At 71.4% G+C, this 22,811-nt stretch carries 18 protein-coding genes; 9 read left to right on the top strand and 9 right to left on the bottom strand.

Annotation, left to right across the window (positions count from 1 at the left end; genetic code table 11):
* Positions 1-313 precede the first annotated feature (313 nt).
* The 6 genes from ACWD4G_RS32635 (at position 314) to ACWD4G_RS32610 (ending at position 11,328) form a co-directional block, all read left to right on the top strand.
* Entirely contained in the window at positions 314-1,789 is a 1,476-nt protein-coding gene (locus ACWD4G_RS32635) for an acyl-CoA carboxylase subunit beta (protein ID WP_451300005.1), read from the top strand.
* Positions 1,790-1,927: 138 nt separating this feature from the next.
* Entirely contained in the window at positions 1,928-3,694 is a 1,767-nt protein-coding gene (locus ACWD4G_RS32630; protein ID WP_451299854.1) for a fatty acyl-AMP ligase, read from the top strand.
* Positions 3,691-8,010, top strand: coding sequence for an acyltransferase domain-containing protein (locus ACWD4G_RS32625; protein WP_451299852.1), 4,320 nt, complete (start codon positions 3,691-3,693; stop codon positions 8,008-8,010). The genes ACWD4G_RS32630 and ACWD4G_RS32625 overlap by 4 nt, the downstream gene beginning before the upstream one ends.
* Before the next feature lie 55 nt (positions 8,011-8,065).
* On the top strand, positions 8,066-9,148 hold the full coding sequence (locus ACWD4G_RS32620; protein WP_451299850.1) for an alpha/beta hydrolase: 1,083 nt from the start codon (positions 8,066-8,068) through the stop codon (positions 9,146-9,148).
* A 122-nt stretch (positions 9,149-9,270) separates the two neighbouring features.
* On the top strand, positions 9,271-10,584 hold the full coding sequence (locus ACWD4G_RS32615) for a helix-turn-helix domain-containing protein (protein WP_451299848.1): 1,314 nt from the start codon (positions 9,271-9,273) through the stop codon (positions 10,582-10,584).
* Positions 10,585-10,677: 93 nt separating this feature from the next.
* Positions 10,678-11,328: a cutinase family protein gene (locus ACWD4G_RS32610; protein WP_451299846.1), complete on the top strand. Its 651-nt coding sequence runs from the start codon at positions 10,678-10,680 to the stop codon at positions 11,326-11,328.
* A gap of 87 nt (positions 11,329-11,415) precedes the next feature.
* On the opposite strand, the gene ACWD4G_RS32605 is transcribed toward ACWD4G_RS32610, so the two are convergent.
* Together ACWD4G_RS32605 and ACWD4G_RS32600 are read right to left on the bottom strand one after the other, a co-directional pair.
* Complete coding sequence (locus ACWD4G_RS32605) at positions 11,416-13,146, bottom strand: hypothetical protein (protein WP_451299844.1); 1,731 nt, start codon at positions 13,144-13,146, stop codon at positions 11,416-11,418.
* A 182-nt stretch (positions 13,147-13,328) separates the two neighbouring features.
* Complete coding sequence (locus ACWD4G_RS32600) at positions 13,329-13,928, bottom strand: hypothetical protein (protein ID WP_451300003.1); 600 nt, start codon at positions 13,926-13,928, stop codon at positions 13,329-13,331.
* Between the two features lie 325 nt (positions 13,929-14,253).
* Between ACWD4G_RS32600 and ACWD4G_RS32595 the strand changes: the two genes are divergently transcribed.
* Positions 14,254-17,166, top strand: a complete 2,913-nt coding sequence (locus ACWD4G_RS32595; protein WP_451300001.1) for a glycoside hydrolase — start codon at positions 14,254-14,256, stop codon at positions 17,164-17,166.
* A gap of 120 nt (positions 17,167-17,286) precedes the next feature.
* Here ACWD4G_RS32595 and ACWD4G_RS32590 read toward each other — a convergent pair whose 3' ends face one another.
* Positions 17,287-17,769, bottom strand: coding sequence for a MarR family winged helix-turn-helix transcriptional regulator (locus ACWD4G_RS32590; protein WP_451299842.1), 483 nt, complete (start codon positions 17,767-17,769; stop codon positions 17,287-17,289).
* Between the two features lie 125 nt (positions 17,770-17,894).
* Here ACWD4G_RS32590 and ACWD4G_RS32585 point away from each other — a divergent pair, with 125 nt between their 5' ends.
* Positions 17,895-18,266, top strand: coding sequence for an HGxxPAAW family protein (locus tag ACWD4G_RS32585; protein ID WP_451299840.1), 372 nt, complete (start codon positions 17,895-17,897; stop codon positions 18,264-18,266).
* A gap of 14 nt (positions 18,267-18,280) precedes the next feature.
* On the opposite strand, the gene ACWD4G_RS32580 is transcribed toward ACWD4G_RS32585, so the two are convergent.
* From ACWD4G_RS32580 to ACWD4G_RS32565, 4 genes are all read right to left on the bottom strand, one after another.
* Positions 18,281-18,805 (bottom strand): alpha/beta fold hydrolase, encoded by a 525-nt coding sequence (locus ACWD4G_RS32580; RefSeq protein ID WP_451299838.1) that lies wholly within the window; start codon positions 18,803-18,805, stop codon positions 18,281-18,283.
* 44 nt (positions 18,806-18,849) lie between these two features.
* Entirely contained in the window at positions 18,850-19,008 is a 159-nt protein-coding gene (locus ACWD4G_RS32575) for a hypothetical protein (protein ID WP_451299836.1), read from the bottom strand.
* A 109-nt stretch (positions 19,009-19,117) separates the two neighbouring features.
* The gene (locus ACWD4G_RS32570) at positions 19,118-19,516 is read right to left on the bottom strand and encodes a hypothetical protein (RefSeq protein WP_451299834.1); all 399 of its coding nucleotides are present in this window, start codon (positions 19,514-19,516) and stop codon (positions 19,118-19,120) included.
* A 13-nt stretch (positions 19,517-19,529) separates the two neighbouring features.
* The gene (locus ACWD4G_RS32565; RefSeq protein WP_451299832.1) at positions 19,530-20,399 is read right to left on the bottom strand and encodes a carbohydrate ABC transporter permease; all 870 of its coding nucleotides are present in this window, start codon (positions 20,397-20,399) and stop codon (positions 19,530-19,532) included.
* A 215-nt stretch (positions 20,400-20,614) separates the two neighbouring features.
* Between ACWD4G_RS32565 and ACWD4G_RS32560 the strand changes: the two genes are divergently transcribed.
* A complete protein-coding gene (locus tag ACWD4G_RS32560) occupies positions 20,615-20,995 on the top strand; it encodes a hypothetical protein (RefSeq protein ID WP_451299830.1) in 381 nt (126 codons plus the stop codon).
* A 451-nt stretch (positions 20,996-21,446) separates the two neighbouring features.
* On the opposite strand, the gene ACWD4G_RS32555 is transcribed toward ACWD4G_RS32560, so the two are convergent.
* Positions 21,447-21,791, bottom strand: a complete 345-nt coding sequence (locus ACWD4G_RS32555; protein WP_451299828.1) for a hypothetical protein — start codon at positions 21,789-21,791, stop codon at positions 21,447-21,449.
* Positions 21,775-22,317 (bottom strand): ABC transporter substrate-binding protein, encoded by a 543-nt coding sequence (locus ACWD4G_RS32550; protein ID WP_451299826.1) that lies wholly within the window; start codon positions 22,315-22,317, stop codon positions 21,775-21,777. The genes ACWD4G_RS32555 and ACWD4G_RS32550 overlap by 17 nt, the downstream gene beginning before the upstream one ends.
* Positions 22,318-22,811 lie beyond the last annotated feature (494 nt).

The raw sequence follows: 22,811 nt of genomic DNA, 5'->3' as shown, positions 1-22,811 counted from the left end.
ATACCCGCACGAACGTCGGCCCCGCAGGACTCATCTCCCGCAAAAGGGACGGCGATGGGCTCGGCCCGCACCTCGCGCACTGCCATATTCGAAAGCCCCTTCGGAGGTGGCTGTGACGCCAGACGCGACGACAACCCCGGCGAACCGCACGACCGGCGGCCCAGCCGACCCCAGGACCGCCCGCCCGGCCGACCGCAGGACCGATCACTTACCCACCCGCACGACCGACCGCGGAACGGACCGCAGAATCGACCGCACGGCCGATCGCCTCGCCGAGTTGCAGACGCGGCATGCCTGGGCCATCGCTCCGGCGATGACGCGGCGGCGTGGGGAGTACGGCGCCCGGGAGCGGATCGATCTGCTGCTGGACGCGGGGTCGTTCACGGAGACCGGGCTGTTCGTGCGGGCCCGCCCCACCGGGGGCGGCCGGCAGCCGTACGACGACGACCGGCGGCCGTACGGGGACGGGGTGGTCACCGGGCACGGCACGGTCGACGGCCGCCCGGTCTGTGTGTTCGCCCAGGACTCCACGGTCTTCGGCGGCAGCATGGGCGAGGCCTTCGGCGAGAAGACCCTCGCGCTGATGGACCTCGCGCTGAAGACGGGCTGTCCGGTGATCGGCCTGAACGACGGCGGTGGCGCCCGTATCCAGGAAGGTGTCGCCTCGCTCGCCCTCTACGCCGAGCTGGTGCGCCGCAATGTACGGGCGTCCGGGGTGATCCCGCAGATCTCGGTGGTCCTCGGGCCCTGCGCGGGCGGGGCCGCCTACTCGCCCGCCGTCACCGACTTCACCGTGATGGTGGACGGCGCCTCGCACATGTTCGTCACCGGCCCCGACGTCATCGAGGCGGTGACCGGCGAACGCACCGGCGCCGAGGAACTGGGCGGCGCCCGCACCAGCAACACCGTCAACGGCAACGCCCACTTCCTCGCCGCCGACGAGATCGACGCCCTCGACACCGTACGCGACCTGCTCTCGTACCTCCCCGCCAACAACCTGGAGCCGCCCCCGCGATACGCGCCCGGCGCGGCACCATCGGGCCGCTGCCTCGACACGGTCGTACCGGACCGGCTCGGGCAGGCGTACGACATGCGGGACATTCTGCGGGCGGTCGTCGACGACGGTGAACTCCTCGAAGTGCAGGAGCTGTTCGCGCCGAACATCATCTGCGCGTTCGCGCTCGTCGACGGCGGCACGGTCGGGGTCGTCGCCAACCAGCCGCTGCGCTTGGCCGGGGTCCTCGACATCGACGCCTCCGAGAAGGCGGCGCGCTTCGTACGGTTCTGCGACGCGTTCGGCATCCCCCTGCTGACCTTCGCCGACGTTCCCGGCTATCTCTCCGGGGTCCGCCAGGAGCAGGCGGGGATCATCCGGCGCGGCGCCAAACTGCTGTACGCGTACGCCGAGGCCACGGTCCCCAAGGTCACGGTGGTGGTACGCAAGGCGTACGGCGGCGGCTACGCGGTGATGGGCTCCAAGCATCTCGGCGCCGACATCAACCTCGCCTGGCCCACCGCCCGGATCGCCGTCATGGGCGCCGAGGGCGCGGTCGGCGTACTGCACCGCCGCGAACTCGCCGCCGCCGACGACCCCGACGCGCTGCGGGCCCGCCTCGTCACCGCGTACGAGAGCACACACGGCACGCCCTATCCCGCCGCCGAGCGCGGTTATGTCGACGCCGTGATCGCCCCGCGCGACACCCGCGCCCACATCAGCCGCGCCCTGCGCGCCCTGCGCGGCAAACGAGCCCCCCTGCCGGAACGCCGCCACGGCAACATCCCCCTCTGAAGCCGCCGGAAGCCATCGCCGGAAGCCACCCCCGAACGCCGAGCCGCCGCGCACGGCCCCTCCCCCGACTCACCCGCCCCACCCACCAGTCGATCCCCCCCCCCAGTCGATTCCCGTGATCTGAGGACCCCGATCCCCATGGACAGCCGCCGCCCCCCGCTCCCGCCCCCGTTCAGAGCCCTGCCGGAGTACCTCCGGCACTGGGCCCGGTCCACCCCGGACCGCCGGGCGTTCACCTTCGTCGACCATCCGGCGCCGCACTCACGAGGCGTCCACCGCACCCTGACCTGGCGCCGCCTCGACCAGCGGGTCCGTGCCGTGGCCGCGCGGCTCGCCGAGGTGGCGGAGCCCGGGGAGCGGGCGGCGGTGCTGTGTCCGCAGGGCACGGAGTACATCACCGCCTTCCTCGGCGCGCTCTCGGCCGGGCTCGTCGCCGTACCGCTGTTTCCGCCCGGCCCGTCGGCTCCGCCCGGTCACGGCGACCGGCTGGCGGCGGTGCTGGCCGACGCCGACCCGGCGGTCGTGGTGACGACGGGCCGACTACGCGATGCCGTGAGGGAGTTGTGGATCAACGACACGACACGGGTCGTGGCCGTCGACCAGGTGCCCGATACCGCCGCCGAGGGTGGGGAGCCGGTCGCGCCGGAGGGCGACGCGGTGGCGTATCTCCAGTACACCTCCGGTTCGACCCGGCTCCCGGCGGGTGTGGAGATCACACACGCCAATGTCGTCGCCAACGCCCGTCAGGCGCTGGCCGCTTACGGGGCGGATGTGCGGCCGGTGACATGTGTGGGCTGGTTGCCGCTGTACCACGACATGGGGCTGGTGCTGAGTGTCGCGGCCCCGGTGGTGCGGGGGCTGCCGTCGGTGCTGATGGAGCCGGTGGCGTTCCTGCGCGAGCCCGTGCGCTGGCTGAGGCTGCTCGCCGCGAATCCGGGGGCGCTCAGCGCGGCGCCCAACTTCGCCTACGACTACTGCGCGTCGGCGGTCACCGAGGCGCAGAAGGCGGATCTGCGCCTCGATCGCGTCCACGCGCTGATCAACGGCAGCGAGCCGGTACGCCCCGGCACCGCCGACCGTTTCCACGAGGCGTTCGCGGCCCAGGGACTGGCCCCGGGCACCCACTGTCCGTCGTACGGGCTGGCCGAGGCGACCGTCTTCGTCAGCGCGGCCCGGCCCGGGGAACCGCCCCGCCGCTTCGCCCTCGACCGCGATGCCCTCGCCACCGGGAAGGCGCTGGTCGCACGGCCGGACGACCCCCGGGCGGTGCTGCTGGCCGGGTGCGGCGCCCCGGCGGGCCAGCGGGTACGGATCGCCGACCCGGTCTCCCGGGCCGCGCTGGCGGAGGGCGAGATCGGGGAGATCTGGGTGCGGGGCCCCAATGTGGGCCGTGGCTACCGCAATCAGACCCGGCAGACCCGCAGGGTCTTCGGCGCCACGTTCGCCGAGGGGACGGCCGAGCGGGGCGAGTGGCTGCGCACGGGCGACCTGGGGACCGTTCTCGACGGCCAGTTGATCGTCACCGGGCGGCTCAAGGACCTGATCGTCGTGGACGGCCGCAATCACTACCCGCAGGACATCGAGGCGACCGTCCAGGACGCCCACCCCTCCGTACGACGCGACCGCCTCGCCGCGTTCGGCACACCGGACACGCCTGACTCCGCCGGTGAGCGGGTGGTCGTGGTCGCCGAGCACGTACGGGGCGAGGCCCTGGCCGACATCGACGTACCCGCCCTCCGCCGTGCCGTACGCGCCGCCGTCTCCGCCCGCCACGGGCTGCGCCTCGCCGACATCGCCCTCGTACCGCCGGGCACCGTCCCCCGCACGTCCAGCGGCAAGGTCTCCCGGTCACGGACCCGCGAGCGGTATCTGGCGGGGGGCTACGCGGAGGGGGCGGAGGGATGACGGATCTCGGGGTGGGCGGGCCCGTCGGGGCGCCCCAGGAAGGCGTGCTGCGCCAGTTGGTCGCGGAGCAGGTCGCGGCGTGGAGCGGTGTGGACGCCGAGAACGTCCCGATGGACCAGCCGTTGGCGGACCTCGGTATGTCCTCGCGGGACGCGGTCGTGCTGGCCGGGGAACTGTCCCGCGCGGTGGGCCGCGAACTGCCGGTGACCCTGCTGTGGGAGGCGGGGACGGGCGAGGCGCTGGTGGCGTATCTGTGCGCGGTGGCGGCGGAGCCCGCGGCGCGGGGGGACGCGACAGCGCCGGGTGCCGCGACGGCGACCGACCCTCTGCTGATCGCAGCCGACCGGCGCCATGCGGCCGACGCTGCCGCATGGACACCGGCGGCGCAGGGCACTCCGGGCGAACCCATCGCCGTCATCGGGCTCGGCTGTCGGCTGCCCGGCGGTGTGCGCGGCCCGGCCGACTACTGGCGGCTGTTGTGCGAGGGCGTCGACGCGATCGGGCGGGTGCCGGAGGGCCGGTGGCGGGACTTCACGGCCGTACCTCCCACCGAGGCACCCCCGTACGGCGGATTTCTCGACGACATCGCCGGCTTCGACGCGGACTTCTTCCGGATCACTCCGCGTGAGGCGGCGGTGATGGACCCGCAGCAGCGGATTCTGCTGGAGGTCGTCCAGGAGACGCTGGACCATGCCGCCGTCCCGGCCGACTCCCTGGCGGGCACGGCGACCGGGGTGTTCGTCGGGATCTCGGCACCCGAGTACGGCTCGCTGACCGGCGCCGATCCGATGGCGGTCGATCCCTGGGCTCCGGCGGGCGGCGCGCTGAGCGTGGCCGCGGGCCGGCTGGCGTATGTCCTGGACACCCGGGGGCCGAGCATGGCGGTGGACACGGCGTGTTCGTCGTCGCTGGTCGCCGTGCACCAGGCGTGTGTCAGTCTGCGCACGGGGGAGAGCGAGCTGGCGATCGCGGCCGGGGTCAATGTGCTGCTCTCCCCCAGCGTCACCGTGGCGTTCCGGCGGGCGGGGGCGCTGGCACCGGACGGCCGGTGCAAACCCTTCTCGGCGGCGGCCGACGGCATCGGACGCGGTGAGGGCTGTGCGGCCGTACTCCTCAAGCGCCTCTCCGAGGCCGAGCGGGACGGCGACCGCGTCCTCGCCGTCATCCGCGCCACCGCCGTCAACTCCGACGGCCGCTCCAACGGCCTCCTCGCCCCCAACCCGGCCGCCCAACGCGCCCTCCTGACCACCGCCTACGCCCGAGCGGGCTTCGATCCGGCCCGCATCGACCTCATCGAGGCCCACGGCACCGGCACCCCCCTCGGCGATCCCATCGAGGCGGGCGCCCTCGCGGCCGTTCTGGGCCCCGGCCGCGACCCCGACCAGCCGCTGCTCCTCGGCTCCGTCAAGGGCAACCTCGGTCATCTGGAGTCGGCCGCCGGTATCGCCGGGCTGGTGAAAACGGTGCTCGCCCTCCACCACGACCTCGTCCCGCCCTCGCTGCACTGCGAGGAGGGCAGCGCCGTGGACGACCCACGGCTGCGGGTGGTGACCGAGCCGGAGCCATGGCCCCGCTACGGCGGCACGGCCACCGCCGGGGTCTCCGGTTTCGGCTTCGGCGGCACCAACGCCCACGCGGTACTGGAGGAATGGCACCCCGGCCCCCTCCGACCACCGCCCCATCCGACCGACGAACCGGCCGCCCGCCTCCACCTCCTCTCCGACCTCGACCCCACCCGCCTCCACGACACCGCCGCCACACTGGCCACCTGGCTGACCACCCCCGAGGGCACAGCGGCCCACCCCGCCGACGTGGCCCACACCCTCGCCCGCCGCACGGGGCGGGGACCGGCACGGGCGGCGATCGTCGCCGGGAACATCGACGAACTCGGGGAGGGCCTACGGGCGTTGGCACAGGAACAGCCGCATGCGCGGGTGCTGGTCGGAGGCGAGAGGCCGGGAGAACGCCGACCGCCGGACGGCGGCGGACCCCAAGCCAGCGGTGACGGGAACGCTCCGGCACACGGACACGACCCCGCCGATCAACTTGCCTGCGGCAGCCGTCGGCCCGGCCTCGCCGGCGCGCAAGGCCCCGTGTGGGTCTTCTCCGGTTACGGCAGTCAGTGGGTCGGCATGGGGCGTCGGCTGTTGCGTGAGGAGCCAGGGTTCGCCGCCGCCGTGGAGAAACTGGACGCCCGGCTCGCCCCCGAGTGCGGGGTGTCGCTGTACGACCATCTGGCGTCCGGCGGTGACCTCGACCGGCTGGAGGTCGCCCAGCCCGTGCTGTTCGGCCTCCAGGTGGCGCTCGCCGACCTGTGGCGCGCGTACGGTGTCGAGCCCGCCGCCGTCATCGGCCACTCCATGGGCGAGGTGGCGGCGGCCGTGTGCGCGGGCGCCCTGGAGGTCTCGGACGCGGCCCGCGTCATCGCCGTACGGGCCCGGCTGCTCAGCCGGCTCCAAGGCGGCGCCATGGCGGTCGTCGACCTGGACGACCACGAACTCGACGCCCTGGCACGAAACTTCCCGGACGTCCACGTGGCCGTGCACTCCTCCCCCGCCCAGAAGGTCGTCACCGGCGAGGAGGCCGCCGTGGCCCGACTCGTGCGCCGGTTGGAGGGGGAAGGGCGCACGGCCCGGGCGATGCGGGTGGTCGGGGCCGGGCACTCACCCCAAGTCGAGCCGCTGCTCGCGGAGTTGACCGAGGCGCTGGCCGACGTCCGGGGCGGGCGCCCCCGGCTCCCCGTCTACTCGACCGTCCTCGACGACCCTCGCGGGGACGCTGTCTTCGACGCCGCGCACTGGGCCGCGAACCTCCGGCGACCGGTACGCCTGGACCGAGCGGTCGCGGCGGCCGCGGCGGACGGCCACACCACCTTCGTCGAGATCTCCCCCCATCCGGTCCTCACCCACGTCCTCACCGACACCGCCCCCGGCGCCCTCACCCTCGCCACCCTCCGCCGCGACGGCGACACCTCCGCCGAGTTCCTCACCCAACTGGGCGCCCTGTACACCGCCGGACTACGTCTGCACCGGCCACCGGGCCGCGTCATCGACCTGCCCGCACCACGCTGGCGACACCGCCGGTACTGGTGGACGGACGGGCGGGGCGGGAGTGGGATGGATGCGAGCGGCTCGGGGGACGCGTCCGAGGCGGAGGGCGACGCCACGCGGGCCGCCCCCGAGGTCGAAGGCATCGCCTCCGGCACCTCCCTGCTCTGTCACCACATCGCCGCCGTCACCGGTCATCCACCGACCCGCGTGACCCCCACGACCACGTTCGCCGAACTCGGCCTGGACTCCCTCATGGCCGTCCGTATCCGCGGTGCCGTGGAACGCGACCTGGGCATCGAACTCCCCCTGCGCGACCTCCTCGGCGCCACCACCATCGAGGAAACGGCGACCCGCGTCCACCGGCCCCCGGCCCGAACGCCCCGCGCACCCGGCCCGGCTGCCCCGCACCCGCCCTCTCCGGCGCACCCTGGTCGCTCCTCCCTCTCCCCCTTGCGCCCCCTCCACCCCACCGGCACCCGCCCTCCTCTCTCCCCTCTCTTCCTCGTCCACGCGGCGGGCGGCACCACCGACGTCTACCGGCCGCTCACCGAACGGCTCGGCGACCAGCGGCCGGTGTACGGGCTGGAGCGGATCGAGGAGGCGCGGACGGTGGTCGAGAAGGCCCGGCGCTACGCCGAGGTCATCGCGGACGCCCACCCCGACGGCCCCTGCCTTCTCGGCGGTTGGTCCTTCGGCGGATTCGTCGCGCAGGAGACCGCGCGGCAACTCGCCACGGCCGGGCGGGACGTCGAGCTGGTGGTGCTCATCGACTCCGTACGGCCCCTTCCGGCGCCGGGGCTCGGCGCGGCCGACCGCGTCCGGGCCCATCTCACCGGCTTCGCCGCGCATGTCGCCGAGGTGTACGGGGTCGAACTCGCCCTTTCTTACGACGAGTTGGTAGCGATGGATGACGACGGTGAGCGCATCGACAGTGTGCTGCGCGCCCTGTGCGAGGCGACCACGGACATCCCGGCCGCCGCGCTGGCGCATCAGCGTGCCTCGTATCTGGACCTGAGGATCGGCGAGGCCCATCGGCCGGGCCGTCACGACGGGCGCGTGGTGCTGTACCGGGCCACCGAGCCCGCGCCGCACACCGTGCGCGACCCGGCGTACGAGCGGGACGACGAGACGCTCGGCTGGGACGAGCCGTGCCCGCGTCTGACCGTCGTACCGGTGCCGGGACACCATCTGTCGCTGCTCGATCCGCCGTACGTCGACGAGTTGGCCGCCCTGCTGCGGCGCGAACTCGGCGACGAGCCCCGCTGAACCCCCTGGCGACCAGCCCTGCCGTACCCGACCCGCACGCGAGGAGAGCCGCCCGATGTCCGCCATGCCCACCGTGCCCCGCCGTACCGCCACCGACGTGTCCAGCCCCACCGCCGCCGACACGACGCCCGGTCGTACCGCCCCCGAAGTGTCCCGGCGTGCCATCACCCGGGCCGCTGCGGTCACCGGCCTGGCCGCCCTGCTGGGAGGCACTGCCACGGGCACCGCAGCCGCCGACTCCCGTGCGGCCGAAGCCAAAAACGGCACCCACGCCCGTTCCACCGGCTCCCTCACCCCCGAGGCGGTGACCCGGCTCGGCCCCCGCACCCTCGACGTCTCGCTCCCCTCCACCGCGCTGGGCCGCAGCGCCCCGGTGCGGCTGATCCTGCCGTCGTCGTTCGAGACGCGGCCGGAGCGGACGTACCCGGTGCTGTATCTCCTCCACGGCGCCCATGACGACCACACGTCGTGGACTCGGGAGACGGACATCGAGGCGTTCACGGAGGGCCGCGAGCTGATCGTGGCGATGCCGGACGCGGGGCCGACCGGCATTCCCACGATGTGGCGCGACGGTCCGGACTACGAGACCTTCCAGGTCAGCGAGGTACCGGCGGTACTCGCACGGGAGTACCGGGCCTCCGGGGCGCGGGTGATCGCGGGGGTGTCGACCGGTGGCTACGGTGCGATGGCGCACGCCGCGCGGCACCCCGGGACGTTCGCGGCGGCGGCCTCGTACAGCGGCATCCTCGACACCATGGCCCCCGGTATGCCCACGCTGATCGACGCCATCGTGGCCCGCGAGAACCTTCAGCCCCGTTCGCTGTGGGGCCATCCGCTGCTGAACATCCTCGCCTGGCTGGACTTCAACCCTCGGACCCGGGCGGAGGGGCTGCGCGGCACCCCGCTGTATGTGTCGAGCGGCAGCGGGGTCGCCGGCGGTACGGGTGACTGGCTGCCGGAGGCGTTGGAGAGCGCGCTGTGGCCGTCGGCGCACGCGTTCACGGACACGCTGACGTCGTTGCGCATCCCGGTGACGACGCACTACTACTCGGGTGGCGGGCACAGTTGGGCTTACTGGAAACGGGAGTTCGGCTCGTCGTGGCCGATGCTCGCCGGTGCGCTGGGGGTGCCGGAGTGAGGCCGCTGCCGTCGGGGCACGGAACGGACCACAGAAGTCGTCCGTCCAACCCGGGACTTGCCCCTCGACCCACGGGCAACAGCGCGCGGGCGAGCCTCTTCCGGGTGAAAGGAGGGCCCACCGTGGCCACCGCCCCCACCCCGTCCCCCGACGCCGCCCCACCCCACCGCGCGACCCGCACCCCCGAGCCCGGCCTCACCCCGTCCGGCGGCCCCGCGTCGTCCCGCAGTCCGGTACGGCCCGACAGCCCCGTACCGCCCGATCTGGCCAAGCTGCTGTACGCCCATCTGGAGACCGTCGCCGACGAGGTGGAGGAGGAGGTCCGCAGACAGGTGCCGGAGTACGCGCGGCCCGTCGACAGGACGAGTCGCGCGCAGCTGCGGTGCGGGGTCGTCCAGGCGTTGACCCTGTTCGTCGACCACATCGCCGACCGGGGACGCGGCGACGGGGGATCGATCGCCGCGACCTACTACGAGTTGGGGCGCAGTGAGGCGTTGAGGGGACGTGGCCTGGACGCGTTGCAGTCGGCGCTGCGGGTCGGCGGACTGCACGCGTGGCGGCTGATGGGCCGCACGGTGGAGGAGCTGGGGCTGGACTCGACGGTCGTGGCGGCGCTGGGCGAGCTGGCGTTCCGGACCGTGCACGAGGTGGCGGAGGCGGCTGCCGCCGGATACGCGGAGGCGCGGCCGGACAACGCGGAGGAGTTGGAGCGGCGGCGCGGAAGGCTGCTCGAACTGCTGCTGGGCGAGGAGCCGGTGGCGATGGAGGCGGTGCGGGATCTGGCGCACGCGGCCCGGTGGCCGGTGCCGGGGCGGGTCGCGGTCGTCGTGCTCGCGGCCCGGCCCGAACAGCACGAGGAGGAGTGGCCGTTGGCGGCGGCCGGGGCGCTGGTGGACATGGAGTCCCGGCCGCCGCGCATGCTGCTTCCGGACCCGGACGGCTCGGGACGGTTCGGCGGCCGTGCGTTCACCCTGGCGTTGCGGGGGCGGCCGGCGGCGATCGGTCCGACGGTCCCGCTGACCGAGGCGGCCCGCTCGCTGCGCTGGGCGTGCCGGGCGCTCGGGCTGATGGGGCGCGGCATTCTGCCCCGGCAGGGTGTGGTGCACTGCGCCGACCATCTGTCGACGCTGCTGCTGCACGGTGACGAACCGCTGCTCGCCACCCTCCGGTCGCGGGTGCTGGCACCGCTGGACTCGGTGGCGGAGGGGGCGCGCGGCCGGCTCGCCGAGACACTGCTGGCGTGGCTGCTCAGCGGCAGCAATGTGCCAGATGTGGCGACCCGGCTCCACATCCATCCGCAGACGGTCCGCTATCGCCTGCGTCAGCTGGAGAAACTCTTCGGGCCCGCCCTCCACGATCCCGACACCCGGCTGGATCTGATACTGGCCCTCACCTCGGCACAAAAGGCCGAGGAATTTCTGAATTCCCGTCCATAACACCCGCCGCCGATACGCGCATACCTTCGGGTCGTCCTTTTCCACCGGCGCGTCCGCGCACTCACGCGCCTCACCCCGAAGGATCGATCCCCCATGCGTATCCGCCGTATCCGCTTGTCCCTCGCCGCGCTCTCCCTGGCCGGCGGGGCCGGACTCGCCACCCTCACCGCACCCGCGGCAACGGCCGCCGCCTGCACGGACATCGACGTCGTCTCCGCTCGCGGCACCTTCGAGCCGGGCACACTCGGCTTCATCGTCGGCGACCCGGTGTATTCCGCGTTGCAGCAGAAAATCACCGGCAAGAGCCTTTCCAGCTACAAGGTGAACTATCCCGCCGACCTCTCCCCCACCTCCGCCGCACAGGGCAACGCGGATCTCGTGAACCATGTCCGGAGCCAGGCCGCCGCCTGTCCGAATCAGCGGTTCATTCTGGTCGGCTATTCACAGGGGGCGAACGTCGTCGACAACTCCGTCGGTATCAGCAGCGAGGGCGCGGTCGTCGGCAGCCCCATCGTGGCCACGATCCCCGCCGCGCTCGAACCGAAGGTCGCCGCCCTGCTCCTCTTCGGCAACCCGATCGGCGCCCTCGGCAAGAGCGTCACCGGCACCTACCAGAGCCGCACCCTCGACCTCTGCGCCGACGGCGACCCCATCTGCCAGAGCGGCGGCACCGACGTCGGCGCCCACCTCGGCTACTCCGCCGACGCCGACCGGGCGGCCGCCTTCGCAGCGGGCAAGGTGTAGACGGGCCCCGGCGGACGGGAAGGGCCCGGGAGAGATTCCCGGGCCCTTCCCCCTGCGGGAGGAATACGGTCTTCGGCGGATCGAAGGTCAACGGGGAGCCATGGCGAACTCCGTCAGGCTTGTCGAGACCGGCTCGGGGCGGCCGTCGTTCTGCCCGGTCGCGGCGGTGAGTACGTCGAGGTGCTGGTACCCGGCGGCGATCACGGGGTCGAGGTCGGCCGGGACGCGCCCCGCCAGCAGTCCGTCACCCGCGAGAACGGTGAGCGTCGGCTTGGCGGTCAGCCCCTCCGGGTGGGCGACGAGCCGCTTCACCTGGGGCGAGGTGGAGAGCTGGAGATCGGTGACCAGCTTGGTCGGGAAGTACTGCTCGGTGAAGTCCAACGGCTGCTCGGCGAGGCTGCGGGCCAGCTCCTGGATGTCGGTGACCTCCTTGCCCGCACCGGTGAACGGCGTTCCGTCGGCCGACCGGTATCCGGGGTCGTCGGGGTCGCCGACCCGGTCGTAGTTCCGCCAGATGTAGAGCGGCCCGTGCGGCTGGTCCGGGATGGCCTTGTACTCGGTCCCGAACAGCCCCGGTGGGACGTCGTCCCCGTTGGCGACGGGGAAGTTCTTGTCGGCGATGGGGCCGCCGTCGAAGAAGCCCACGCTGGACTGCAGGAACGCCAGCGGTACGGAGTGGTCGTCCAGCAGGGCGCCGAGCACGGCCTGGTTGGTGAGCCGGAAGTCCTTCACGGCGGGCGAGCCGCTGAGGAAGGCGGCGGTGTCCTCGGAGAAGAGGAAGCGGTTGGTCGCCTCGATGTTCACGTTCGACGGCAGATAGCCCGGCAGGTCGGCCTCGCCGGTCGGGTCCTGGAGCGCGCCCAGTCCGGCGATGCCCAGCAGGGTCATCGTCTCGGGGTTGAGCAGCACCGGTGCGGACAGTGCGCGCGGGAGGACCCCGCTGTCCAGCCCGGACTGGACCACGCCGTATCCGAGGCCGATGTCGGGCAGGTTGGTGTCGCCGGGGATGCTGCCCTGGAGGTCGGCGAGGGAGGTGGAGACGGTGGTGTCGAGGGCGAAGTAGCCCGCGCACTGCCGGTGTCCGGCGTCGGCCGTGGTCGCCGGGTCGCCGTCGAAGTCGGCGGTCGCGAAGTACCCGGTGATCACCCCGCCCAGGGAGTGCCCGCCGCACAACACCTTGGTCTCACGCACCCGTTGGTCGGGCAGTTCCGCGGTGAGCAGTTCGTACTGGTCGCGCACGGTCCGTTCGATGCCGAGCCCCGCCATCCACCCCAGTTCCCCGTCGCCGACGAACCCGGCGAACGTACGGCCGTCGACCGTCTTGTCCCGGTAGTAGTAGTCGACGGCGGTGTGCTGGTCGCCGGAGGCGATCCCGGTGCGGTCCTCCAGGCAGTTGGAGCGCCGGTCCAGCGCCCAGAACTCGATGTGCCGGCCCTGTTCGGCGGCCCGTGCCACGGTGTTGCGGGCGACGCTGTCGAAGGCCCCGGCGCCCTCCAGAATCCCGGGCTGGGCGATGAGTATCCGGTCGGCGTCGGCCGATTCCTCCGGTCCGCCGACCGCCCGGTAGCGCAGATACGACAGCCAGTCGCAGGCCGCCGGACGCGCCCCGAACGACGCCGGCAGCGGCGCCCTCACCCGTACCACCGACTCGACGACATCGGTCACCGGGCTGGTCGATGCCACGGCCGTCTCGGTTCTCGCGCTCTCACCGCGCGCGTCCGGGGCGCCCGCGGTGAGGGCCCCGCTCGTCAGCAGTACCGCCAGTACGGCACCGCGCAGCGTCCTCGGCCTTCTTCCTCTGCTGCGGCTTGTGTTCATGAGGGGACGGTAGGGCCGGGCGAACGGCACGCCCGGCCCTTGCTCACAAGAACGCAGCTGACCGGTTCCGCTTTGTCATCGGACCCCAACTGCCCTGTACGTCAAGGCCCTTACGGCTCGGGTCCGATGGATCGGGCCCGGTGGATCGGGCCCGGTGGCTCGGGCCCGGTGGCTCAAGCCCGTCACATACCGTCCCGCACCATCGCGGCGACGATGTTGACATGCCGGTCGGCCGCCGTGCCGGAGAACTCGCTCTCGTAGTTCAGCCCGTACGGCCAGAAGTGGCCGCCGCCGGTGGAGATCTTGGCGCTGGACCCGTCGTACTGCCGTACCAGGGCCGTGGCCTGAGCCCCCGTCCAGGTGCCGGAGCCGCCCAGCCGTGACCAGCCGGAGCTGGTGCCCACGCCGATGGTGTGCGCGATCTCGTGCAGCGCGGTCCGCTCGGTCATATAGCTGCGGTTGCCGAAGCGAATGGTCCCGTTGATGTTGCCGTCGGCGGTGGGAACGCTCGGCTCGTAGTACACGGTGATGTTCTTGCCGAGGTCGCTGAGGTTGTTGTAGCGGGCGACGGCGGCGTTCATGGCGCCGGTGATGAGGTTGTAGGCGGTGAGCTGGTCCTGGGTGGGGTTGCTCGCCCGTACCAGGGTCCAGGTGATGGTGGCGGCTGCGGCCTGTTCCTGCCGGACCGGCGCCGACTGGGGTGCGGCCTGGGCGACACCGGGTCCGGCCAGCAGCGCGGCGGCGAGGGCGACCACGACCGCCTTCTTGCGTGGGGAGTTCATCGCAGTCATCGGGGGTCCTCCTGCGGGGGTGCCCGTCGGGTGGGGGCGACGGTGGGGTGGGGCACGGAGAGGAGAAAGCGCTTTCAAAGTTTCACGGATGCTAATGGTGTGTTCTGGGCATGTCAACGGACTCCACCACTCCACCCCACGCCCGAACCCGCCCGATGTCTTGACGTGTCCATTTTCGTCATCAAGCATGCCCTGAACGCGATTCCTTCTGATCGGTTGTGTTTGTCTCTGAGTTTTCGTTAGTGAGTTTCGGCTCTGTGGTGTGGAAGGGAGTGCCGTGTCCCAACGGATACGCATCGTCCGGGCGTTGGCGCCCATGGTCCCCGTGGTGCTCGGCGCGGGTCTCATGACGGCGCCCGTCACGAGCGCGACGGCAGCCGACGCCTCGCCCTCGGCGGCGGCGAGCGGTGTGACCGTGCGGATCGATCCGTCGTACCGGCAGCAGGAGTTCGAAGGATGGGGTACAAGCCTCGTCTGGTTCGCGAACGCCACCGGCAACTATCCGGAGCCCATCCGAAGACAGCTCGTCGACATGCTCTTCGGCGAGGACGGTCTCCGCCTCAACATCGCGCGCTACAACATCGGCGGCGGCAACGCGCCCGATGTCCGCAAGGACTACATGAAGACCGGCGCGACCATGGACGGCTTCTGGAAGGCACCCGAGGGCACCACCCGCGAGGACATGGAGTGGTGGGACCCGGACAACCCCGACCACTGGAACTGGGACGCCGACTCGGGCCAGCGCTGGTGGCTGGACCAGGTCAAGGACAAGGTCACCAAGTGGGAGGCGTTCAGCAACTCACCGCCCTGGTTCCAGACCGTCAGCGGCTATGTCTCCGGCGGCTTCGACGCGAGCACGGACCAGATCCGCGCGGACCGCGTCGACGAGTTCGCCACCTATCTGGTGCGTGTCACGGAGGAGTTGGAGAAGCGGCACGGCATCGACTTCGACACCATCGCCCCGCTGAACGAGCCCAACACCAACTACTGGGGCACCCAGCTCGGCGCCGACGGGCAGCCCACGGGCGGACGCCAGGAGGGCGCGCACGCGGGACCGGGGCTGCAACAGAAGGTGGTCCTCGCCCTGGACAAGGCGCTCGACGGCGCGGCGACCGACGCCGAGATCTCCGCGATGGACGAGACCAACCCCACGATCTTCACCACCAACTGGAACGGCTACGACACCTCCGCCCGCGCCGCCGTCCCCCAGCTCAACGTCCACACCTACGGCACCGGAATGCGCACCAGCGCCCGGGACATCGCCAAGGGCGCGGACAAAAAGCTCTGGATGAGCGAGGTCGAGGGCACCTGGGGCACGGGCACCGACTTCACCAGCATGGAGCCGGGGCTCGGCATCGCCACCCGCATGGTCGACGACATGCGTGAACTGGAGCCGTCGGCCTGGGTGTTCTGGCAGCCGATCGAGGACTCCATCCCGCAGGCCGCGGCCGGCAAGAACTGGGGCAGCATCCACATCCCGTTCAACTGCACGGCCGACGACACCCTGGAGAGCTGCCCGATCCAGGCCAACTCCAAGTTCGACACCATCCGGAACTTCACCCATCACATCCGGCCCGGCGACCACTTCGTCAAGGTCGACGACCCGTCCAGCGTGGCGGCGGTGAAGAAGAACGGCCGCGCGGCGACGGTCGTCCACATCAACGGCGGTACGACGGCCCGCCCGGTCACCCTCGACCTCTCCCGCTTCGGCAAGGTCTCGCCCGGCGCCACCGTCACCCCGGTCGTGACCAGCGCCGACGGCGCCCTCGTACGCGGCACCCCGGTCCGCGTCACCGACCGCTCGGCCACACTCACCGTCCCCGCCAAGTCGGTGACCACGTTCCTCGTGAACGGCGTCAGCGGAGTGGCGAAGGACGCCGCCCTGGTCCAGCAGGGCCACGCCTACCGTCTCCAGGGCGCCCAGAGCGGCAAGTCGCTGACCCCGTCCGAGGACGGCACCGGCGTGGTCATCCGCACGACCGACGCCACGAGCGCCGAACAGCTCTGGTCGGTGCGGCAGTTGACGCCCGGTCACGACAACCGTGAGCGGTACGCCCTCACCAACGCGTCGACCGGCAAGCGCCTCGCGGTCCGCGACAACCAGGCGGTCCTCGAAGAGTCGGCCGACGGCGAGGTCCCCGAAGCCGCGCAGTGGATCATGTCGACCACCGGCGACGGCAGTTGGACCTTCGTGAACGCCGCCACCGGTCGGCTGATCGACGTCACCGGCCAGTCCACGGCGGACGGCGCCAAGGTGTCGACGTACACCCCGACCTCGGCGGGCAACCAGCGCTGGGCGGTGACCGATGAAACGGTCCTGCGCACGGAGACGGCCAAGGCGTTCACGGTCCCCGGGCTGCGGCCCGAACTCCCGGCCACGGTGACGCCGGTGTACCGGGACGGCGCCCGGGGCGCCCTGCCGGTGGTGTGGGACCTCCCCTCGGACCGCGCCTGGCGCGAGCCCGGCACCGTACGCGTACGCGGTGAGGCCACCGACCCGCTGGGCCGGAAGCACCGGGCGAAGGCGGTCGTCACCGTCGACACGATCGTCTCGACCGAGCCGGGCTCCGCGAAGACCTACGTCGGCGGCACACCCGAACTGCCCACCACGGTCGTCGGCATCGGCGCGAATGACGGCCGGACCGACCTCCCCGTCACCTGGGACCCGGCGCCCGACGGCGCGTTCGACGAGATCGGCACCGTGACCCTCACCGGCACCGCGCGGATCGTCGACGGCTCGACGATCGACGCGACCGTCGAGGTGGAGGTCACCGAGCCGATCGAGACGAACGTCGCACCCGATCAGGGCGTCACCGTCGGCGCCACGTACACCGAGAGCGGCTACTCCGCCGAGCGGCTGCGCAACGGCAACACCGCCGAGAAGGCATGGTCCAACTGGAGGTCGGGGACCAAGAACCCCTCCGACACCATCACCTTCACCCTCCCCAAGGCCCGTGACCTGACCCGGGTGGTGACGCACTTCTACCGCGACGGCGGCAACGTCTCCTTCCCGGAGAGCCTGAAGGTCCAGGTCAGGGCGACCGCCGACGGCACCTGGAGCGACGCGAGCGCCTCCGTCCCGGTCGGCACCGAGGGGACACCCGTGATCGACGTCCCGCTGACGACGACGGGTCCGGTGACCGAGGTCCGCGTGGTCATGACGGCCCGTCAGGGGGGTTACATCACGATGGCCGAGGTCGAGGTGTACGCCAAGGCCCCGGGCGAGTAGCCGGGCGGCGCCGCCGGGTTCATCGAGGCCGGCGGCGCCGCACGCCCCGAAACCCGACCTGAGCCGCCCTGCTCCCGTCCCGAGCCGCGCGACTCCCGTCCCGATCCGCCCCCTGGGGCCTCAGCGCGACTCCTCCAGATGGACGCGCGCCACCTCACCGGCCCTGGTGAACCAGTCGGTCAGGAGGGCGATCTCGTCGGGGCGGTACTGGGCGAAGAGTTCCACGAGGCGTTCGTAGAACGGTTCGTAGATCGCCCGCACCCGTTCGGCGGCGGCCGGGACCGCGACCACGCGGACCCGGCGGCCGTCGGCGGGGTCCGGCCGCCGGGTCACATAGCCGCCGCGTTCCAGGCGGTTGAGGACACCGGTGATCGCGCCCGTGGTGACATGCGCGCGGACCGCCAGATCACCGGCGGTGACCGGCTGGTCCCCGGCCTCCAGCACGTAGGCGAAACAGACGAGGTCGGTGGAGCTCAGTCCGAGGCCCCGGGCGAACTCCTGCTGTCCGACGAGCATCGTCACGATGAGCCCGTCCATGGCGCGGATCGCGTCCGGGATGGCGGGGTGGTACTCGGCCGCCGTGGGACGGGATTCGGGCTCCATTGCGCAACACCTCTGACGGGGCTAGATTCCTTACTCGCTAAGACATCGTAGTGCGGCGCCGGGGCGTGGCCACGGTATGCCGTGGTGCCGCCCCCCGGCATGTCAGGGACATGAGGGGAGCGCGCGTGAGTCTGTACGACGACGGCCACACCGTAGCCGGATGGACGGGAACCGCCATAGGTTCGGTCGGATCGCTGGCCGCCGGCATGGGCGTCTGCGGCTGGGCCCCGGGCATCCCGCTGGGGCTGGCGATCTCGGTGGTGGCTCTTCTGGTCACCTGGGCGCTCCACCTCGCCGGCTGGGGCAAGCCGCCGGGCCCCCGCCCCCGCGACCAGTGGCGTATGCGCGACCGCGACCGTACGGCACGGGGTGGTCACCCCGACTGCCTGGGCTGCCGCCTGGCCGGCCGCCGCGCCACGAACACCCCGGCGACGGCCCTGCCGGAGCCCGCGGTCACCGTCGCACCGACGGTCTCCGCGGCGGACTCGGCGAACTGACGGCCTGACGGCCCTCACCGCCGCGCGGCCCGCCCGTCCCGCTCGGCCCATTCGCCGATGAGGTCGATCGTGCGCCGAGGGTGTTCCTCGTGCAGGTAGTGCCCGCTGTCGGGCCAGTGTTCGACGCGGGAGCCCGGTACAGGGAGCAGGCCGCGCTCCCAGGCGGCGGCCTCCGCCGAGGTCCAGACGGTCAGGGCCGGTCGGCGGCGACGGCGGAGGTACGCCTCGCTGTGCGTTCGGATGCCGACGGCTCCGGGGTCGGTGTACATCCCCGCGTACGACTGGGCGATGACATGGTCCGGGGTGCCGAGCGCGGTGCGGATGTGGGCGGTACGAAGACCGGGCGGGTCCTGGGGGGAGAAGGCCCCGGCGACGAAGTCGGCGGCCTCGCGGGCGCCCCGCCGCTCGTACGCGGCGAGCCGGGCCGGGATCTGCTCCACCTCGACACCGTGCGCACCATGGGCGGGGTCGAGGGCGACGACGGAGCGGACGCGCTCCGGGTGATGGACGGCCAGGAGGCTGACCACCTGACCGCCCATCGAGTGCCCTACGGCGACGACCGGCCCGACGCCCTCCGCCTCGATCAGCGCGGCCAGATCGGGGCGGGGCCCTGCACTTCACCCTTCGGTGGGACGAAGTAGGGCTCGGTGTGCGTGTAGATCCGGTAGATGCCCCGGGACCTGGTCGTCATGTTCCGGTACAGCTGCGCGGGGTTCTGGCCGTACGACCAGATGCGCCCCATGGCGCGGATCTCCAGGGTGACCTTCCGCTTGCCGGCGGTCAGTCTCTCCGGCAGCGGCAGGGTGTGGAAGAAGAAGCGGCCGGGTGTGCGGGGTGCGGTGTCCAGGATGTCAAGGCTGTCGACGGCGCCCTCGTCCTGGTGGCCGACCTGGCGTGACGTACGTGGTGCCGGTCGGGCTGACGGTGACGTCGAACTTCAGCGTGCCGCCCCAGTAGCTCGCCGACTCGATGGGGTTGAGGACACGGGCGCTCTGGCCGAGGCCGCCGGTGACGGTGTCGGAGAGCGTGGCGGTCAGCTCGTGCGCGGCCTCGGAGTCGGCGTCGCCGAAGACGACGAGGTGCAGCGGCCCGCACTCCGTCTGCCTGAAGTCGGAAGACTCTGCTATGGGCGAGGCGGCGGCCGGTGCGGCAGCGGACCAGCCGAGACCGGCGGCGACGGCACCGGTCGTACCGGCGTACTTGAGCACTTCACGGCGTCCGGGCGCACGCGCCCCAGGAGTGTCGGACACGGCGGGTGATCCTTTACTTGAGGCTGCCCACGAGGATTCCGCTGCGCCAGTACTTCTGGAGCGCGAACACGAAGATCGCCAGCGGAATGATCGACAGCAGGGAACCGGTGAGGACGAGGGCGTTCATGTCACGGGCGGTCTGCGCCTGCTGGAGCCATATGTACAGGCCCAGGGTCACGGGGAAGGTGCGCTCGCCGTTGAGCATGAACAGGGGGAGGAAGAAGTTGTTCCAGATGTTGATGAAGTCGAGCATGAAGATGGTGATGCCGCCGGTCCTCATCAGCCGCAGCGCGATCGAGAAGAAGACCCGCACCTCGCCCGCGCCGTCGATCCGGGCGGCCTCCATCAACTCGGTGGGCACCGAACTGTCCGCGTACACCTTGCCGAGATAGACCCCGAACGGATTGATGAAGTACGGGATCAGCACCGACCAGATGGTGTCGGTGATGCCCATCTCGGCGAAGACCAGATACAGCGGGAAGGCCAGCAGGGTGCTCGGCAGCAGCGACGCCCCGACGATCACGGCGAAGACCGCGCCCCGCCCCCGGAACACGAACTTCGCGAGCCCGTAACCGGCGGCGAGCGACACGATCGTCGAACCGGCCGCGCCGAGCCCCGAGTAGAGAAGGGAGTTCCCGATCCAGCGGAAGAACACCCCGTCGTGGTACGCGGAGATGGCCTGGAGGTTGTCGCCCAGGTGGAGGTCGGAGAACCACAGCCCGAAGGTGGAGTAGAGATCCGTCTGGTCCTTGGTCGCGGAGACGATCAGGAACCAGGTGGGCGCGAGGGAGTACACCAGGAACAGGACGAGGAGCCCGGTGGTGAGGAACACCGCGCGACGGGTGGGGCGTACTCCGCCCCCGGTGGCCAGGCCGCTGCTCATGACATCTTCCTGTTCGTGACCTTGTAGAAGACGAAGGCGAGAATGCCGGTGATGTTGGGCACCTTGATCGACCAGGCGATCCGCCACTCCCGCGCCCCGTCGAGCCGAGCCGCCTCGTACAGCTCACGCGCAGGGCCTGGAGCGACGCGGAGATCAGGACCCTGTTGAACCCGATCCCCTGCCAGGTGAGCAGATTGCCCAGCGACAGATAGGTATTGAGCCCGCCGAAGAACGCGATATCCGTACCGGCCCGCTCGGCGAGGACCAGCAGCGGACTGCCCGTGGGGCTGTACAGGAACAGCCACATCAACGTCGACACGACCGCCGGAATGACATACGGGATGAGCAGCGCGGCCCGGAAGAACCGCGCCGCCCGCGCGGCGACCCCGTCGAGGAGCAGCGCGAGCAGCAGCGAGATCCCCAGCATGACGGTGATCTGTACGCCGCCGAAGAGCAGCGTCCGCAGCATGCTCGACCAGAAGCCGTCGTCACCGAGCACCGAGGCGAAGTTGGCGAATCCGGTGAACACGACCTTGGTCGGCCCGAAGCCGAGCCCGCTGCTCCGCTTCTCGTGCAGGCTCTGGCCGAAGGCGTAGGCGATCGGCAGCACATAGGTGAAGAGAAAACCGAGGAGGAAGGGCAGCATGAACAGCAGCCCCTTGTGGGCGCCTCGTCTCCCGGCCCGGCGGGGGGGGAGGTCCGCCGGGCCGGGGAGCCGGTTTTCGCGACGGTTGGTCGCGTGAGGGTGGACACGAAGCTCTCCGAGTGGGTGCGCCCCCGCGTCAGGGGGTGGGGGGTGAGGGTTGTAGGGCGGGTGCGGGTGGGTGGGGGCTGGTCGCGCAGTTCCCCGCGCCCCTGAAAAGCAAGGGCTGCGCCCCGCTTTTCATCGGCCCGAAGGGCCCTTGTCAGGCACGCAGGGCCTGGTCTTTCAGGGGCGCGGGGAACTGCGCGAGCAACCACGACGGTCGCGCGGACGAACCTGCCGCCCCAGCCACCCCTTCTATCCGGCAACCGCCTTGATTCCCTTGCCGTTCAGGTCATCCACGGTCACTTCTGAAGCCCGGTCAGCATCTCCTCGACCGTCAGCTCCTTCTTCATGACCTTGCCCCACTGCTTCCGCGTCTCGGAGTACATGGCGGCGTAGTTCGGCCCGTACTGCCACTGCTCGCCCACCCGGGACGCGGCGGTCGTGATGACCTCGGCGCTGTCGGACTTCCCGTTGAACATCTCGGTCGGGATGATCTTGTCGACATACGGCGAGACATCCGTGACCGCGGGGAAGAGCCCGGACTTGGACACCGGGTCGGTCAGCGCGGTCAGCGACTCCTCGCTGCTGCTGAGCCACGCGGCGAACTCGGCGGCCCGGTCGGGGTACTCACACCCCTTGAGCACGGCCGTGGTGTCGAAGTTGCTGGACGTCTGCGGCGCGGTGGTGTCGAAGACCGGTGAGCCGGCGAGCTGCCACTTCCCCTTGGACTTGGGGAAGTTGGTGTCGTAGATGGGCAACTGCCAGGTGGACGTGGTCATGGCGATGGTCTTGCCGGGTCTTGACGTCCTTGTCCTGCTCCTGGACCTTCTTGCCGGCCGCGATCAGGTCGTCCCAGGTCTTCGGCGCCTCGATGCCGTACTTCTCGAAGAGGTCGGCCCGATAGGCGGTGAACAGCGGCGAGGACCCCATCGGGATACCGAAGGTGGTCCCGCCGGGGCTGACCGCGTTCCAGGCGGCGACCGCCGCGTTGACGAACTTGATCTGCGTCTCCGGGTGCGCCTTGTTCCACACCTTCGTCTGGGCCTCGATGCCGTCCGTCCAGCTCCAGAACTCCAGGGTGACCTTCCCCTCGGTCTTCGGGGACGCCGAGGAGTCGGTGTCACCTCCACAGGCGGCCAGTACGAGCGAGAGGGAGGCGGCAGCCGCCACAGGGACAAGGGTTCAATCAAGGAACTTGGACATCGGGTCCTCCACGGAGGGAACAGGGCGACGCACTGCCGTGGGGAGCCGGCGCGAGGACAGTAACCGTTTGCCGTGGACCGCAGAACGAGGGTGATCGAGACCACAAGAGGCGGGAGGCTTTTCCTTTGAAGCTTCCAGCAAGTTCGCATCGAACACCTGTGAACGACCCTCCTGATGCCTTCACCCCACCTCGCACCCCTCGCGCAGGGCAGGTCGCGCCCCTCAATCGGCCCGCGACCAGGCAGCGAGGCACTTTCCAAGGAAGGGATACGTTTACCGAAGCCCCACATCGCCCCCGCCCACCCCCCAGCAGGAGTCCTCACCGATCCCGGCCCGCAGAACGCACGCACACACCGAGAACCCGCCCCACCCACCCCTCCCGAGTAAACGATTACCGCGAGCACGGACACCATTTGCCCCCTCCACCAGCGCAACAGGCCTCGGATGCAGTAACGTCGAAT

This window comes from Streptomyces sp. NPDC002643, assembly GCF_053592555.1.
This window is presented reverse-complemented; position numbering and strand designations above follow the sequence as displayed.

Bases quoted from the DNA above. Each gene is read 5' to 3' on its own strand.
- ACWD4G_RS32635 (WP_451300005.1), top strand. From the start codon at position 314: ATGACGCGGCGGCGTGGGGAGTACGGCGCCCGGGAGCGGATCGATCTG.
- ACWD4G_RS32630 (WP_451299854.1), top strand. From the start codon at position 1,928: ATGGACAGCCGCCGCCCCCCGCTCCCGCCCCCGTTCAGAGCCCTGCCG.
- ACWD4G_RS32625 (WP_451299852.1), top strand. From the start codon at position 3,691: ATGACGGATCTCGGGGTGGGCGGGCCCGTCGGGGCGCCCCAGGAAGGC.
- ACWD4G_RS32620 (WP_451299850.1), top strand. From the start codon at position 8,066: ATGTCCGCCATGCCCACCGTGCCCCGCCGTACCGCCACCGACGTGTCC.
- ACWD4G_RS32610 (WP_451299846.1), top strand. From the start codon at position 10,678: ATGCGTATCCGCCGTATCCGCTTGTCCCTCGCCGCGCTCTCCCTGGCC.
- ACWD4G_RS32605 (WP_451299844.1), bottom strand. From the start codon at position 13,146: ATGAACACAAGCCGCAGCAGAGGAAGAAGGCCGAGGACGCTGCGCGGT.
- ACWD4G_RS32600 (WP_451300003.1), bottom strand. From the start codon at position 13,928: ATGAACTCCCCACGCAAGAAGGCGGTCGTGGTCGCCCTCGCCGCCGCG.
- ACWD4G_RS32595 (WP_451300001.1), top strand. From the start codon at position 14,254: ATGGTCCCCGTGGTGCTCGGCGCGGGTCTCATGACGGCGCCCGTCACG.
- ACWD4G_RS32590 (WP_451299842.1), bottom strand. From the start codon at position 17,769: ATGGAGCCCGAATCCCGTCCCACGGCGGCCGAGTACCACCCCGCCATC.
- ACWD4G_RS32580 (WP_451299838.1), bottom strand. From the start codon at position 18,805: ATGGGCGGTCAGGTGGTCAGCCTCCTGGCCGTCCATCACCCGGAGCGC.
- ACWD4G_RS32575 (WP_451299836.1), bottom strand. From the start codon at position 19,008: ATGGGGCGCATCTGGTCGTACGGCCAGAACCCCGCGCAGCTGTACCGG.
- ACWD4G_RS32565 (WP_451299832.1), bottom strand. From the start codon at position 20,399: ATGAGCAGCGGCCTGGCCACCGGGGGCGGAGTACGCCCCACCCGTCGC.